Below are 15,023 nucleotides of genomic sequence, written 5' to 3'. Positions count from 1 at the left end.
ATTTAACCTTTAAAAATCTAAGGGATCGTTAGGATCGGTTCCATTAATTGCCTCTTGACAATCATCAACTCCATCTCCATCACTATCTGCTGCATTAGGATCTGTAATATTACCATTTGGATCACAATTAGAATTAACATTGTTAACTCCTGTCAACTCCTCACAATCTGATAAACCATCTTGATCACTATCTATAGTATTTATTCCTAATAAATCAATTTGTCCAATATAAGATTGATTAGAAATAGTATTTGTAGATACTACAAACACCACATCAAGCATATTTGAATCATTGTAATAACTAGGATTTATTATAGAGTTTGCACCTGTTTCTGCATCTGCTTCAGTTTCAAAATAAGTAAATACTGTATTTGGATACGTCGCTCCATAAGTTTCAGTCAAATCATATTGTAAATTAGAGCTATCACAATTATTAGCCCAAATCTCTGTACCAAAAACAACCACATCTACAGAATCTAAATAGTCTGGTATTTGATCTGCATCACTGTCTTCATTCATTGGGTTTCCGTCGTTATCATAATCTTCATCAATAGTATTTACACCATCATTATCATCATCTTCATCTAAATAATCTGCAATACCATCTTGATCTGTATCGTCATCATCTAGATTATTATTTCCGTTTAAATCTTCATTAAAATCTAATACACCATCAGCATCGCTATCTGTTAGATCTGTACATGACATTTCTGTACCTAAGTCCGTTAAAGGATCAGTAAATGTTCCTGTAACCACATCAGAACTTTGACCGTTTTCTAGATCAAAAAACTGCGCACTAAAACCAAGATCTGTATCACAATAATCAATAACTAAATTTAAATTCCCGTCAGTGACAGGTATAATACTTGATGAATTATTATAAAACAATTGTACATAACCATTGGTAGCTACTTCCCCTGAACAATTATTAAAAACACCTGTTAGGTTTGTAGTCATAACATTGGTATCTTCAACAGTAACTGTAATTGTAGTATCTTCAGAAAAAGGTCCAATGTTTTGTATATAATCATATCCAATACAACCAAAATCTGGTAGTACTAACGTTAAGGTTTCATCACTTGGTATTAAGCCACAAACACTACCATTTTGATTAGTTATACCAGAGGAAGAAGAATTCCAGTCTGTTGACTCACGTTGTAATTGCACATAAGTATTTTGTAATGGGTCTCCATTTTGGGTTACTAAATTAACACACAATTCTGACGAAGCAAAAGGATCATCACAATTCCAGAAACTAAAATGAGTCACTTGACCAACATATTTATCACCTTCTATAGTTGCATAACCTTCTTCTACCCAGTAACCATAGACCTCATCAAAATACCATAATGGTATTGTTGAAGGAGGATTTACAGCATTGGCAGGAACAGGTATAGTTATTGTTGCTTCTGTGCCATCAGCAATGTTAAGACTTTCTCCATCACTTGCAATTAACTCTACAGCAATCATTCCGTAGGTTTCTAAAACGCGTAAATCTCCACTTTCATTTTCAGCAATTAATGTTCCTGGCATTTGTAAATCCATAGTATCATCATCTGGATTAAGATGTTTTAATACAACCGAAACCTCTCCTTGATAGGCAAACCCATTTTGGTATTCATACGTACTTGGTAAATCTATTGATGTTCCATCAGGTAAACCAATATTAAATTCTTGTCCAGAGTATATAGTCGCTAAAGGCTCTGCATCAAGCATCATAATTTTTACTTGATTAACTCCATCTGAAGGTACTAAAGACCTTGATCCATCTATAAATCCAGACTTACTAGCTTTAATGTAGGCAAACTTTTCATAAACTGTAGCTTCTTCAACCGAAAACACTCCGTTAGCATCTGTAAATGTTATTGAATTTCCTATTGAAATTTGTACTCCCGAAATTGGATTTCCAGCTTCATTTATAACATTACCCATAAAACGAGCAGATATTGATCCTCCAAAATTGTCTAAAAAGGCATTACCAGTTGCACCATCAACTTGTTGTTGATTTAAGGGTGTGTTATTATCTTTTTCGCAAGCAAAAACAAATACTAACAATAGTATTGGTAGTAAACATCTAAGATTTTTCATTTATATCGTTTTGGTTATTGTAGTAATAGAACATCTCAAGTATTAAAACTCCTATCTCAAAATTTTATTCTTTACCATCCACATAATCTTGTAAATAACTAAAACGTTTAGTTAATTTACCAGCTTCTGTCATTTTAGCACGTTTTAAAACGCCATGTTCGTCGTTGTTAAAAAATGCAGGTATAACGTGTTTTAAAAACATATCTCCAAAACCTTCACTGGCATCTTTAGGTAACTCACATGGTAAATTATCTACTGCCATAACAGTTATTGCGTTTTCAGCATCATAAGCAACTTCTGTTTCGCTAATTGGGTCATAACCATAAAATGGGTCTGCAATTGTAGAGGCTCTTAATGTTGACGCTACAGGACCATCAATATCACAAGAAATATCTGCAACTAAATTTATTTTAAATTCAGGATGCTTTGCATCTTCACGCGTAAATAAATAAGGAGCTCCATCGCCATAAAAATGACCAGCAATAAAAAATTCTGTCTCTTTAGCATAAGGCATAAAATTACTTTCATAACCAGATGCATCTTTATAAAAAGCCCACTTATCTCCTACTTTACCGTCTTTACGTTTAGCGTATTCCATAACATCTATCATGCAATACACAGGCTCAGTAAATTGAGACGTCAAATACAACGCATCACTAACCTGCTTAATCTTTAAATGGTCCAAAATTTCTTTAGCTCCTTTAGCTACTTTTCCGGATCCTGTTAATAGTATTTTTATGTTAGGTAACTTTATTTTATCTAGTTCTGACTTTACCTCATCTAAATCTTTTAAAGTTTCAACTTTAGGTAATTTAAATAATCCATCACGCAAACCTAATGCTCTAAATCCATTGTAAGCACCTACTAAACCTGCGTAACGTCCAAAACCTATTAAACGTGCTCCATTCTCTTTAACTATAGTTTCATGGTCATAAAGCTCAATGTTTTTTTTCAAAATAGCCTGTAACAATGTTCTGTTATATGGTTGTTTTTTTATTGTATGACTAAAGAAAAAGTATTTTTTATTAGGAATCAGTGCCTCTATTGGCACTTCTTTTACACCAAACATAACATCTGCATCCGAAACGTCTTCAGAAACAGTAATATTTTCTTGTTTATATTGGTCATTATTAAACACTCTTATATCTGAAGCCTCTACAACAAACTCAGCCTCAGGGTAACTCGTTTTTAATTGCTTTAAATAATTAGGAGAAAATACCACACGTCTATCTGGTGGATTTTTACGTTCTTTTATAATTGCGAATTTCATTTAAATATAATTGGTATAAAGTTTGCACTAAATTAAGAGTTAATGCATGGTTAAACAAACTTTTTAGTAATTTTGCATTCTTATAATTTAATTAAAAATGGGGTCGACTGGTTTTGACAGCGAGATTAATTAAACGGTAAGCACGTCGAGTAATGATTTTGAACTCGTTAAACGCTAAGTCAACTTTTTAATCGGCGAGAATAACTACGCTTTAGCTGCCTAATCTGAATTATAGTAGGATTAAGCCTCGGCTCACAAGGTGAGCAAGCTTTATGTCTCCGGAAAGCCTTGATTGACGGCGTTCCATTTTGAGGCATCGAAAATGTCAATATAGATTAAGTAGCGCTTTGATGCTTTTTCGAAACTAAAAAAGATAAGTTAAAAGTGGGTTGTCTTTAACCAGCTTTTAATCGAAAACCTAAGAAAAGAATAAACGTGTAGAAAGCCCTTTGGTTACTTGTTTGGACGAGAGTTCGATTCTCTCCGACTCCACAAAAACGCTGTAAATAATTTATTTACAGCGTTTTTTTTTATGATTTAAAAGATGAATCTCTAATTACTATATTACTTTTTATTTCAACTAATTTATTGGTAATATTATCTTCAGGTAGATTTATTTCATTTATAAGATATTTAACTGCTGTACGACCAATTTTTTCTCCTGGCTGATCTACTGTCGTTAATTTAGGTTCAATTATAGTTGAGTAAACTGAGTTGCTAAATCCAACAACTGCTATATCTTCCGGAATTTTGACATTAAATTTATTAAGAGTTTGTATCACACCAATTGCTGCTCCATCAGTTATTGCAAAGATAGCATCAGGACGCTCTTTAGAACTTAATAAAATATTAGTCATTCGTTTTCCTTCTTTTATTGATATATCTTCAACACTAATAACCATTTTAGGATCCAACGCTATATCGTGCTCTTTTAAAGCTTTTAAATAGCCTGAATAACGTTTTTCAGAATTATAAGAATATTCGCTTTCCTTAATTATTGCAATACGTTTTTTACCAATATTAATTAAATGCTCAACAATATTATAAGCTGCTTCCTCATCATTAATAGTAATTTGGGTACACGGAATTTTATTAGACACTTTATCAAATAAAACAATTGGAATATTATTTAAGGTTGCTAATATATGATCTACCTCTCTGGTGCGTTTGGTTAATGATGCTAAAATACCATCCACACCAAACTGAATCATTGTATTAAACATTTCCTTTTGTTTTTCAATATCATTATTTGACTCTGATATAATAACTCTAAACCCTTTACTCTCTGCTTCTTCCACAATACCTCTTACAATAGTGGTGGTAAAATAATGTGTAATATTTGGTACTATAACACCAATTATATTAGATCTATGTTTTCTAAATCCTTTTGCAAAAATATTTGGGACGTAATTTAGTTTTAAGGCTAAAGCTTTTACTTTTTCTTTAGTATCTATACTTATATCTGGATGATCATTTAATGCTCTTGATACTGTTGATATTGACAACTCTAAGGTTTGCGCTAATTTTTTTAATGTTGTGACTTCTTTCTTCATTTAAAATAAAATTTCAAACGTTTTCGCAAACGTTTGCGTGTAAATATCGTACTTTTTTACATACAAAAATGATTAATTCGTATTTATATTAGCATAAAATTAACTAATTCTTAATAAAATGAAAAAACTAACGACCACTCTATTATTATTATTTTGTTGTTTTTCGATGTTTGCACAAACAGAAATATCAGGAACAGTAAAAGATAATTCTGGATTACCTATTCCTAATGCTAACATTTTAATTATTAACTCAAATGTAGGAACTTCAACTGATTTTGATGGAAATTTCCAGTTTACAGTATCTGACCTTACAGGTAGTAAAGAGTTACAGGTTTCTTACATTGGATATACTACTTTAATAAAAAAAGTAAATTTAAACGGTAACCCAATTATACTTGATATTATTTTAGAAGAAGGTAATAATTTGGATGAAATTGTACTTACTGCTTCTTCTACTTTTAGATCACAAAAACAAGCGCCTTTGTCAATAAGTAGTAAAGGAATTAAAGAAATTACTAGATTATCTGCCAATAGTCAAGCAGATATTTTAAGAGATGTACCAGGTATTACTGCTGAAGGCGGTGGTGGAGAAACAGCAACCAACCTTTTTGTGAGAGGACTTCCCTCTGGTGGACAATATGTTTTTAACCCTTTGCAATATGACGGCATGCCACTTATGAGCACGTTTGGTTTAAACTCATCTGCACACGATGTTTATGCAAGACCAGATGTTGGTTTTAAAGGGGTAGAATTTGTTAGAGGTGGATCTGCTGTACTATATGGAGCAGGATCTGTTGCTGGTATTATTAATTACACTAGTAAAACAGGAGATTCTAATGACGAAAATTTAATTAACATTGAATGGGGAAATAATGGAAGACTAAAAACCGATTTCTATACTGGTGGACAAATAGGCAGTGAAGATTCTAATACCTACTATGCATTTACTGGTTTTATAAGAAAAGATGATGGACCAATTGAAACTGGACTAGCTACAAAAGGAGTTCAATTTAGAGGAAATATAAAACAAAAATTTGAGAATGGATCTTTTACTGTTCATGGTCAATACATTAATGATAAAGCACAATTTTACTTACCATTACCTCTTGATGGAGGGTCAAGAGAAAGATTAAATGGTAATGATGGCGAAGAGGTTAGCCAATTACTATCTGGTGAACTTGCTAACACTTCATTTTTAACACCTGGAGGAGTTTATGAAAGTCCTATTGAAGATGGTGTATACACTAAAGGTGGTTATCTTTTAGCAGATTTTAATTATAACTTAAACGATAATCTTAAATTTAAATCTAAAGTCAAGTACGCTAGCTATCAACACAATTTTGCATTATATGTAGGTGGTAGTGGTGACTATGGTAACCCTATTACTATAAATGATTATGTTGCAGCTGTCGCGCCAGATAATACCGCTTTTAGTGCAAGCTATCAAGGTGGAGCTGGTAACCAAATTAATGATAATGATTTGGTGGTAGAAAACTTACACGTTGACAGGTTAAGACCAATGACAGACTATTCTGGTGAAGCTAGTTTTATATTAAAATCTGATGATGGAATACATACTTATACAGCAGGAACGTTTTTAGCCAGAACAGAAGCCGAAGATGTAAATTATCAATACAGAGTACTATCAGAATTTAATAACAACCCACAACTTGTAAACCTAAGCTACACAGATGCTGGAGGAAATAATGTAATTTATTCTGAAGGTGGCTTGTATAACAGAATTGGTATGACTGCTAATAATTACTTAACACAAAGCAGAACTGCATTTTATTTGACAGATGAAATGGTTTTTGATAGATGGCGTTTTGATGTTGGTTTTAGAATAGAATCAACTACTGGAACATTTAGAAGAGGTGGTTTAGAAGAAACTCAGATTTATGAAGATGCCGAATTAACAACTAACTTACAAAACGTACAATTTGCTGATGGTACTTTTACTACAGGTGAAATTAAAGATACAGATTGGGCAATATCATTAGCTGGTTTATACAAATTAACTGATGCTACAAACTTATATGCTAACTTTTCTAAAGGTTACTTTTTCCCACAACAACGTGGCTTTGGTCCAACTCCAGGAATAAGAGATACAAATTATGAGGCTGAAACAATTTTACAAGGTGAAATTGGTGCTAAATTTGGGGTTTCTAAATTTTCAGGATCAGTAGCTGCTTATTACGTTGGATTGAGTGATCGTATTCGTATAGATCAAGCCATTTCTGGTGGTCAATTAGTAGACCAAGCTAGAAGCGAACAATCTACACAAACAATAGGTTTAGAAGCTACTGGTAAATATAAATTTACAGATTATATAAATGTATCTGCTACCTTAACTTACCAGAACCACGAGATTACAACTAATCAAACTGAAGATTTAGTTAATGGTACAACAAGTACGATTAATGAAGGTAATGAAATTGGTAGACAACCCAAGCTATTAGGAAACATTGGTCTTAATTATGACAATAAAGTCTTTGACGCAAGCTTTGCAATCAACCACACAGGTAAAAAATTTACAGACGATACTAATAATGTAGAGTTAGATGCTATTACAATTGCAAGGTTAGGCGCTGGATATACACTACAAACCAACGAAGACACTTCGTTACGTTTTGGATTATCAGTATTTAATTTATTTAATAGTTCTGGTATTACAGAAGGTAATCCAAGAGCTGGTATTGCGGGGCAATCTGCAGATGGAGAGTTTTTTGTAGGAAGACCAATATTACCTAGACGTCTATTTTTAACAGCAACATTCAACTTTTAATTTACACTATTAATTAGTCTTATAACTCATCATTTTAATTATAAAAATGATGGGTTATTTTTTCCGAAATCAAAAAAACTTACAATCTTTAAAGTATATGAAGGATTTACAAAACAACGCTATTACAGTATTAAACAATAACTGGAAAGACAAATTTAGCATACCATGTGCCAAACTATACCCTTTTCAATGGTTCTGGGATTCAGGATTAATTGCAATTGGTTTTGCACATTTTGATATGCCTAAAGCAGAAAAAGAAATAGAGACATTATTAGACGCTCAATGGAGTAATGGGTTTATACCACATATTATTTTTCATACAGAAAGTGATTCTTATTTTCCTGGACCAGATTTTCATCGTTCAGATTTACATCCTCAATCCTCAGAAAAATATAAATCTACAGGTATGACTCAACCACCTGTAACAGGATTTGTGCTTCAGGATTTATACCGTATTAGTAAAAACAAAAAAGCAACGTTAAGTTTTATTGAAAGTACAATTGATAAAGTGTATAAAAACCACGAATACTTTTACAACCAACGTGATCCTCAAAATGAAGGTCTAGTTTATATCTACCATAATTGGGAATCAGGTACTGACAACTCCCCTATATGGGACGATATTTGGGACACCATGAATCCTCCTGAATATACTTTTGAAAGACGAGACACAACCCATGTAGATGCTACACAAAGACCCTCTAAAAGAGAATACGATCACTATTTACATATTATCGAAATAGCAAAACAAAATAATTATAACGATCAAAAAATAGCCCAACTTTCTCCGTTTTTAATTCAAGACCCATTGTTTAATGCAGTCTTACTTAAATCTAATCAAAGTCTTATTGATTTATACGGTATCATTGGTAACAATGAAGACAAAATTGAACAACTTCAAAAATGGCAGAAAAAAGGAACAGAATCTATTAATAGCAAACTTTACGATTCAGAATTGGGTGTATACGTGCATTATGATTTAAGAAACGAAAAATTATTAAGGCACATATCATCTTCATCTTTTACACCACTTTTTGCCAACTTACCTAGTAAAGAAAGAGCTAAAAAAATGGTTGACATTATGATGGCTAAATTTGGGGATTCAGACCAATACCTTTGTGCTTCTTTTGATCCTACAAGCGACAGATTTAATCCTAAAAAATACTGGAGAGGACCTGTATGGGTTAATCTAAACTGGATGTTATACTATGGTTTAAAACAAAATGGTTTTGATGATGTTGCAAAACGAATAAAAGAAGATACCATTGAAATTATTAAAAATAATGGCTTTTATGAATATTTTGACCCAAGAAAAGAAGCTCATAAAGATGGTAAAGCAGGTTATGGAGGACATAATTTTTCATGGAGTGCTGCATTATTTTTAGATTTAATAAACCAATAAACAATCAACTAATTAAAACCAGATGAATTATATAGACTACATCATAATTGTATTATACTTAATAGGATTTTTAGGGATTGGTTATTTTTTTAAAGAAAACAAAAACTCTAAAGATTACTTTTTAGGTGGTCAATCTATGGGTTGGTTTCCGTTAAGTTTATCAACTATGGCTACCCAATTGTCTGCCATAAGTTTTATTTCGGCTCCAGCCTTTGTAGGTCTAAAAGATGGTGGAGGATTACAATGGTTAACTTACGAGTTTGGCGTACCATTAGCAATGGCATTTTTATTAATTGCTATTATACCTACATTATATAAGTCAGGCATTGTAAGTGTTTACGAGTTTTTAGAACGTCGTTTTGATGCTTCATCTAGATTATTAATAAGTTTTGTTTTTCAAATAAGTCGCTCTGTAGCAACAGGTGTAATGGTTTACACTATGGCTCTAATATTACAGGCCACTATTGGAATAGAGTTTTGGATTTCAATATTAATTATTGGAGTTATAACCATGATTTATTCATTTCAAGGTGGTATGAAAGCTGTAATTTGGGGAGATGTTATACAAATGTGTATTCTATTTTTCGGAATAATAATTTGCCTTTTTTATGGTTTAAGCGAATTAGGTGGTTATGATAATTTTATAACTCTAGTTGATAAAGACCGATTAACAGCTGTTGATTTTTCTAAATGGGGATTTAATAATGCCGATAAAAATGATGAGTTTGGTTTTTGGCCTATGATAATTGGAGGTTTCTTTTTATATGCGTCCTATTACGGAACTGATCAAACACAATCGCAACGTTTATTATCTGCAAAAGGACTACCAACTATTAAAAGGTTATTATTAGCTAATGGTCTATTTAGGTTTCCTATAACTTTAACTTACTGTATAATGGGACTAGTCTTAGGTACTTTAATCCTTCAGGATGCTAGTTTTCAAGAACTTTTAAACTCTATTTATCAAAGTAACATTACAAGTTTAGAAGGTAAAAAAGCCGATTTAATGGTACCTGTTTTTATAATTAAATACTTACCTAATGGTGTAATAGGTATTTTAATTGTAGCAATAATGTCTGCAGCAATGTCGTCTTTAAGTTCTACAGTTAATTCTTTATCAGCAGTCACTTTAGAAGATTTTATTAAACGATTTAAACCTGACATGCCAGATAATAAATATGTCCAATATTCTAGATTTCTATCCGTTTTTTGGGGATTGGTTTGTTTGTTTTTTGCCTTTTTTGCTGGAAGTATTGAAGGTACAGTTATAGAGGTTATTAATAAAATTAGCTCTGTGTTTTATGGTCCTATTTTAGCAGCATTCATTTTAGCTATTTTAACTAAAAAAACACATGCATTAGGTGCTAATTTAGGAATTGTAGCTGGTGTATTATTTAATATTTATTTATGGTTATATGTACCAAGCATCTTTTGGTTTTGGTGGAATGCCATTGGGTGTATAATCACTATAATTATTGCATTAATTGTAAGTAAAATTATTAAAAAAGAAACCAAACCAGGTTTAGACATAACGGTTTATAAAGCAGGTAAAAAAGAAGTTATAATTTTACTATCTTACTTTATTTTTATTGTCTTTTTTGCCACGTATATTGGTAGACTTTTAAGCTAAAAAACAATATGAAAATAGTAATTGCTCCTGATAAATTTAAAAACTCTTTAACAAGTTTAGAATTTTGTGATATTGTAGAAAAACAGATCAAAAAAGAAATCCCAAATGCAAATATTATTAAACTTCCATTAGCAGATGGTGGTGATGGCACGATAGATATTGTTAAGTATTATCTAAACGGAAAAACCATTAAAACCACTGTTAGCAATCCTTTATTTTCTGCAATTGAAGCCAGTTATATTTACGCTTCAAAAAATGAAACTGCTTTTATAGAAATGGCAGAAGCTTCTGGATTAAAATTGTTAAAACCCGAACAATTAGATTGTAAAATCACGACAACAATTGGTACTGGAGAACTTATTTTGGATGCTTTAAATAAAGGTGCAAAAAAAATCATACTTGGTATTGGCGGAAGTGCTACCAACGACTGTGGCATTGGTATGGCAACTGCATTAGGTTACCGATTTTTAGATAAAAAATTTAAAACCGTTAACCCGATTGGCAAAAATTTATCCTCTATCAAATCCATAGATATCTCTCAAGTTAACCCCAAAATTTTTCAAACAGAATTTCAAATTGCATGTGATGTTACCAATCCTTTATACGGAAAAAAAGGAGCTTCATATGTTTACGCAGCTCAAAAAGGTGCTAACAAACAAGACATATTACTATTAGATAAAGGTCTTAAGGATTTTTCTAGATTAATTAGTCTTATATTTAAAATAGACCCTCAAACAATACCAGGTTCTGGTGCTGCAGGAGGAATGGGAATTGCTTCTAAAATATTTTTAAACGGAAATCTTGAAAGTGGTAATAAATTAATCAAAAAATTATCTAATTTTGACAATCAAATTTTAAATGCTGATTGGATAATAACTGGTGAAGGTAAATTAGATAATCAGACCTTAGCAGGTAAAACTATTCAAGGTGTGTTAGATGTATCAACACAAAATAATATTAAGGTCGCAGTTTTTTGTGGTGCAATTGATATTAATGATAAACAATTAAACACCATGGGTATTAATTATGCCTCACAAATTATAACTGAATCAAAAAATTTGGATGATGCTATGCAAAACACTCGCATTCATCTTAAAGCTATTACTAAAAAATTTATTAGCCATATCAAACAACTAGCTTAATATGAAATTATATCCCTTAACTTTTAATCCTGTCTATAGTTATCGAATTTGGGGAGGAGATAAACTAAAAACAGTTTTAAATAAATCCTACACACAAGATAGTATTGGTGAATCTTGGGAAATATCAGACGTTAAAGACAATCAAACGGTTGTAAACAGTGGTAACTTAGAAGGTAAAACTTTAAAAGATTTAATTAAAACTTATAAAGCTGATTTTGTTGGACAAAAGGTTTACGATGCTTTTGGTAACGATTTTCCTTTATTAATAAAGTTTATAGATGCCAAGACACCATTATCCATTCAGGTACATCCAAGTAATGAGCTAGCTAAAGAAAGACATAACTCATTTGGAAAAAATGAAATGTGGTATGTCATGCAAGCTGAAAAAAATGCTGAATTAATTGTTGGTTTTAATCAAGATGTAGAAAAAGATCAATACATCAATAATCTTGAAAACAATACTTTAAATAAGATTTTAAATATTGAAACCGTAACTTCTGGAGACACCTTTTATATTCCTACGGGACGTGTACATGCTATTGGAGCTGGTGTTTTATTAGCAGAAATTCAACAAACTTCTAATATTACCTATCGTATTTATGACTATGATAGAGTTGATAAAAAAACAGGAAAAAAAAGAGAATTGCATACAGACTTAGCATTAGATGCTATAGATTATAATGTATACGACACTTATAAAACTAATTATAATATTACAACTAATGCACCAAGTCCTTTAGTTAAATCTCCATATTTTGAAACCAATATTATTGAGCTTAATAAAACTATAACTAGAGACCTAACAACTTTGGACTCGTTTGTTATTTATATGTGTGTTGAAGGTGAGGTTATAATTAGAGCCAAAAATGACACAATGGATTACAGTCTTAAAATGGGACAAACTATTATTATTCCTGCTTGTATTAACCATATCACTATACAAGCAAAAGCAGCTAAACTAATAGAAGTCTATTTATAGCATCACTAAAAAAAATCCCAATCTAAATTAGATTGGGATTTTTTTTATTTTTTATATGGCAAACCTTCATGTTGCCATTTGGAAAATCCTCCTTGCATATCATATATTTTTTTAAAACCTAAGTCAATCATTTTTTTTGCGCATTTAGCACTTCTACCACCTTTTTCACAATATAATAACACAGGTTTTTCTTTATCCAATATCATGATATCGCTTTCAAAAGTTGGAGACATAAAGTCTATATTTTGGGCTTCAGCTATATATCCTTCTTTAAACTCGGCATCAGTTCTGACATCTACTAATTGGACCGTATCCAATTGTAATAAAGTTTGCATCTCTTCTGGAGACACCATTTTTATTTCGCCTTCAATCTCTTCTTTACAACTAAAAACTAATAAAACCATTAGGCTTAATAATAGTGATACTTTTTTCATAATTAAAAAATTTATTCGACGTCTCCTGTCCACTCATTAAACCCTCCTAAAAGGTTATAAGTTTTCTCAAAACCTAATTGATTCATAATATTGCATGCCTGTGCACTTCTACCTCCTGATCTACAATATACATAAAAGCTTTTGGACTTATCCAAAGCATCTACCTCATATACAAATCCTTGACCTTTATAAATATCTATATGTAGCGTGTTTGGTATTTTACCTTCGGCTACTTCTGCTGCTGTTCTAACATCTAGAATTACTGCATTTTCATCTTCTTTTAATTGGTTTACCCAATCCGATTGTGTTAAATCTGCCATTTCAATATACGGTTAATTTGTTGTCAAAATTAAGGTTTCTTTAATAGATAGACGTAAAAAAATCCGAAATGTTACATTTCGGATTTCATTTAAATATCAATCTCTATTATATTATACCTTAATAGAGCATCCAATAGCCTTAGTTTCTTTAACTTTAATTTCTCTACCTGTTAAAAGTGTATCAACAGCATCTTCTACATATTTGCTTTTTACCTGACTTGCATCTTGGTAATTGTCATCAATAGCTCCAATATATTTAACAATATTACCTGTTTTAGTTTTTTCTAAGATATATATATGTGGTGTTTTTGTTGCACCATATTGTGGATAAATATCTTGTCCTGCATCTAATAAATAAGGAAATGTAAATCCCTTTTGATCTGCTCTTTTTTGCATAGCCTCTATATTATCTCCAGGTTTTACATCTGTATTATTAGGCATTATGGCTATTACAGGATAACCTTTTGAAGCATATTTTTTATTTAACGCCTCTATTCTATCTTCATAAGCCACAGCATATGGACAAGTATTGCATGTAAAAGTAACTATAAACCCTTTAGCGTCTTCAAAATCTGACAAAGACACCATTTTTCCGTCTATATTTTCTAGCTTAAAATCGGTTGCTACATCTCCAATTTTGTAACCTGATTTTTCTTTTTCTGTTTTGTTAGTAAATGCGCTAACAACTACTAATAATAGTAATGCTGTTGTAATTTGGATTACTTTTTTCATTGTAAGAAATTATTTTAAGAATGTTTTTAATGTATTTTCTAAATCATTGTAATCAAAAGATTGTTCGTAAAACTCAGATTTTTCACTATTGTAAATTAAGGTTGCAGGTATTGCTCCTGACCAATCTTTATTTACTTTTGGTATCCATGTGTTAGCATCAACATCATTTAATAAAACAACTTCACTTTGTAGTTTATTGTCTTTTAAAAATGGTTTTAACCTAGTATCAATTTGTTTAGGAAAATCTAGACTAACTAGAATGACTTCTACATTTTCTGAAGCATAGTCAGTATTGATTTTCTCAAAATAAGGTAACTCTTTTACACATGGAGCACACCAGGTCGCCCAAAAATTAATGACATAAGTTTTGCTTTTATCTTTAGTTTTTAGATAATCTTCAAACTGTTTGTAATTAAAAATTTTAAACTGCTTACTAATAGACTTATTCTCAATTGGCTCAACACTAATATATTCTCCTTTAGTTGATTGAGTAATTTTCACAGATTGTGCTTTACTAACAAAAGACAACGTAGCTAATAAAATTATAATAAAATATCTCATACAGTAAATTTAATAAATAATTAAATACAAAAAACATTTGAAAACTAAAATTTGATTTATATCTTTGAACTTTACAATAATTATGAACACAATTTTAAATCATACTTGGTGGTGGAACTCTCGAAAC

At 31.2% G+C, this 15,023-nt stretch carries 12 protein-coding genes and 1 other RNA gene; 6 read left to right on the top strand and 7 right to left on the bottom strand.

The window, feature by feature from the left end; all coding sequences use genetic code 11:
* Window positions 1-9 precede the first annotated feature (9 nt).
* The gene (locus JAO71_RS11545) at window positions 10-2,088 is read right to left on the bottom strand and encodes a thrombospondin type 3 repeat-containing protein (RefSeq protein ID WP_203000934.1); all 2,079 of its coding nucleotides are present in this window, start codon (window positions 2,086-2,088) and stop codon (window positions 10-12) included.
* 64 nt (window positions 2,089-2,152) lie between these two features.
* Entirely contained in the window at window positions 2,153-3,358 is a 1,206-nt protein-coding gene (locus JAO71_RS11540) for an NAD(P)-dependent oxidoreductase (RefSeq protein ID WP_203000932.1), read from the bottom strand.
* A 99-nt stretch (window positions 3,359-3,457) separates the two neighbouring features.
* Between JAO71_RS11540 and ssrA the strand changes: the two genes are divergently transcribed.
* Window positions 3,458-3,853, top strand: a transfer-messenger RNA (tmRNA) gene (ssrA, locus tag JAO71_RS11535).
* 35 nt (window positions 3,854-3,888) lie between these two features.
* On the opposite strand, the gene JAO71_RS11530 is transcribed toward ssrA, so the two are convergent.
* Window positions 3,889-4,911: a LacI family DNA-binding transcriptional regulator gene (locus JAO71_RS11530; RefSeq protein ID WP_203000930.1), complete on the bottom strand. Its 1,023-nt coding sequence runs from the start codon at window positions 4,909-4,911 to the stop codon at window positions 3,889-3,891.
* Window positions 4,912-5,029: 118 nt separating this feature from the next.
* Between JAO71_RS11530 and JAO71_RS11525 the strand changes: the two genes are divergently transcribed.
* The 5 genes from JAO71_RS11525 (at window position 5,030) to JAO71_RS11505 (ending at window position 12,849) form a co-directional block, all read left to right on the top strand.
* Window positions 5,030-7,696, top strand: a complete 2,667-nt coding sequence (locus tag JAO71_RS11525) for a TonB-dependent receptor domain-containing protein (RefSeq protein ID WP_203000928.1) — start codon at window positions 5,030-5,032, stop codon at window positions 7,694-7,696.
* A gap of 97 nt (window positions 7,697-7,793) precedes the next feature.
* The gene (locus JAO71_RS11520; RefSeq protein ID WP_054851791.1) at window positions 7,794-9,098 is read left to right on the top strand and encodes an MGH1-like glycoside hydrolase domain-containing protein; all 1,305 of its coding nucleotides are present in this window, start codon (window positions 7,794-7,796) and stop codon (window positions 9,096-9,098) included.
* A gap of 22 nt (window positions 9,099-9,120) precedes the next feature.
* The gene (locus tag JAO71_RS11515) at window positions 9,121-10,728 is read left to right on the top strand and encodes a sodium:solute symporter (protein ID WP_203000927.1); all 1,608 of its coding nucleotides are present in this window, start codon (window positions 9,121-9,123) and stop codon (window positions 10,726-10,728) included.
* An 8-nt stretch (window positions 10,729-10,736) separates the two neighbouring features.
* The gene (locus tag JAO71_RS11510) at window positions 10,737-11,870 is read left to right on the top strand and encodes a glycerate kinase (protein WP_203000925.1); all 1,134 of its coding nucleotides are present in this window, start codon (window positions 10,737-10,739) and stop codon (window positions 11,868-11,870) included.
* A gap of 1 nt (window position 11,871) precedes the next feature.
* On the top strand, window positions 11,872-12,849 hold the full coding sequence (locus tag JAO71_RS11505; RefSeq protein WP_116824236.1) for a type I phosphomannose isomerase catalytic subunit: 978 nt from the start codon (window positions 11,872-11,874) through the stop codon (window positions 12,847-12,849).
* A gap of 44 nt (window positions 12,850-12,893) precedes the next feature.
* On the opposite strand, the gene JAO71_RS11500 is transcribed toward JAO71_RS11505, so the two are convergent.
* The 4 genes from JAO71_RS11500 to JAO71_RS11485 form a co-directional block, all read right to left on the bottom strand.
* Window positions 12,894-13,283 carry a rhodanese-like domain-containing protein gene (locus JAO71_RS11500; protein WP_054851792.1) on the bottom strand — a complete coding sequence of 130 codons (390 nt, stop codon included), beginning with the start codon at window positions 13,281-13,283 and terminating at the stop codon, window positions 12,894-12,896.
* An 11-nt stretch (window positions 13,284-13,294) separates the two neighbouring features.
* Window positions 13,295-13,603, bottom strand: a complete 309-nt coding sequence (locus JAO71_RS11495) for a rhodanese-like domain-containing protein (protein ID WP_028291462.1) — start codon at window positions 13,601-13,603, stop codon at window positions 13,295-13,297.
* Window positions 13,604-13,714: 111 nt separating this feature from the next.
* Entirely contained in the window at window positions 13,715-14,335 is a 621-nt protein-coding gene (locus tag JAO71_RS11490; protein ID WP_203000923.1) for a thioredoxin family protein, read from the bottom strand.
* Between the two features lie 9 nt (window positions 14,336-14,344).
* Window positions 14,345-14,896, bottom strand: a complete 552-nt coding sequence (locus JAO71_RS11485; RefSeq protein ID WP_028291464.1) for a TlpA disulfide reductase family protein — start codon at window positions 14,894-14,896, stop codon at window positions 14,345-14,347.
* Between the last annotated feature and the right edge of the window lie 127 nt (window positions 14,897-15,023).

It is taken from the genome of Olleya sediminilitoris, from assembly GCF_016785945.1.
Lineage (GTDB): Bacteria > Bacteroidota > Bacteroidia > Flavobacteriales > Flavobacteriaceae > Olleya > Olleya sediminilitoris.
This window is presented reverse-complemented; position numbering and strand designations above follow the sequence as displayed.

What these genes read in the sequence shown, in the direction of transcription:
- JAO71_RS11540 (WP_203000932.1), bottom strand. Translation starts at nt 3,358, where the DNA reads ATGAAATTCGCAATTATAAAAGAACGTAAAAATCCACCAGATAGACGT.
- JAO71_RS11495 (WP_028291462.1), bottom strand. Translation starts at nt 13,603, where the DNA reads ATGGCAGATTTAACACAATCGGATTGGGTAAACCAATTAAAAGAAGAT.
- JAO71_RS11490 (WP_203000923.1), bottom strand. Translation starts at nt 14,335, where the DNA reads ATGAAAAAAGTAATCCAAATTACAACAGCATTACTATTATTAGTAGTT.
- JAO71_RS11510 (WP_203000925.1), top strand. Translation starts at nt 10,737, where the DNA reads ATGAAAATAGTAATTGCTCCTGATAAATTTAAAAACTCTTTAACAAGT.
- JAO71_RS11545 (WP_203000934.1), bottom strand. Translation starts at nt 2,088, where the DNA reads ATGAAAAATCTTAGATGTTTACTACCAATACTATTGTTAGTATTTGTT.
- JAO71_RS11505 (WP_116824236.1), top strand. Translation starts at nt 11,872, where the DNA reads ATGAAATTATATCCCTTAACTTTTAATCCTGTCTATAGTTATCGAATT.
- JAO71_RS11525 (WP_203000928.1), top strand. Translation starts at nt 5,030, where the DNA reads ATGAAAAAACTAACGACCACTCTATTATTATTATTTTGTTGTTTTTCG.
- JAO71_RS11520 (WP_054851791.1), top strand. Translation starts at nt 7,794, where the DNA reads ATGAAGGATTTACAAAACAACGCTATTACAGTATTAAACAATAACTGG.
- JAO71_RS11515 (WP_203000927.1), top strand. Translation starts at nt 9,121, where the DNA reads ATGAATTATATAGACTACATCATAATTGTATTATACTTAATAGGATTT.
- JAO71_RS11530 (WP_203000930.1), bottom strand. Translation starts at nt 4,911, where the DNA reads ATGAAGAAAGAAGTCACAACATTAAAAAAATTAGCGCAAACCTTAGAG.
- JAO71_RS11485 (WP_028291464.1), bottom strand. Translation starts at nt 14,896, where the DNA reads ATGAGATATTTTATTATAATTTTATTAGCTACGTTGTCTTTTGTTAGT.
- JAO71_RS11500 (WP_054851792.1), bottom strand. Translation starts at nt 13,283, where the DNA reads ATGAAAAAAGTATCACTATTATTAAGCCTAATGGTTTTATTAGTTTTT.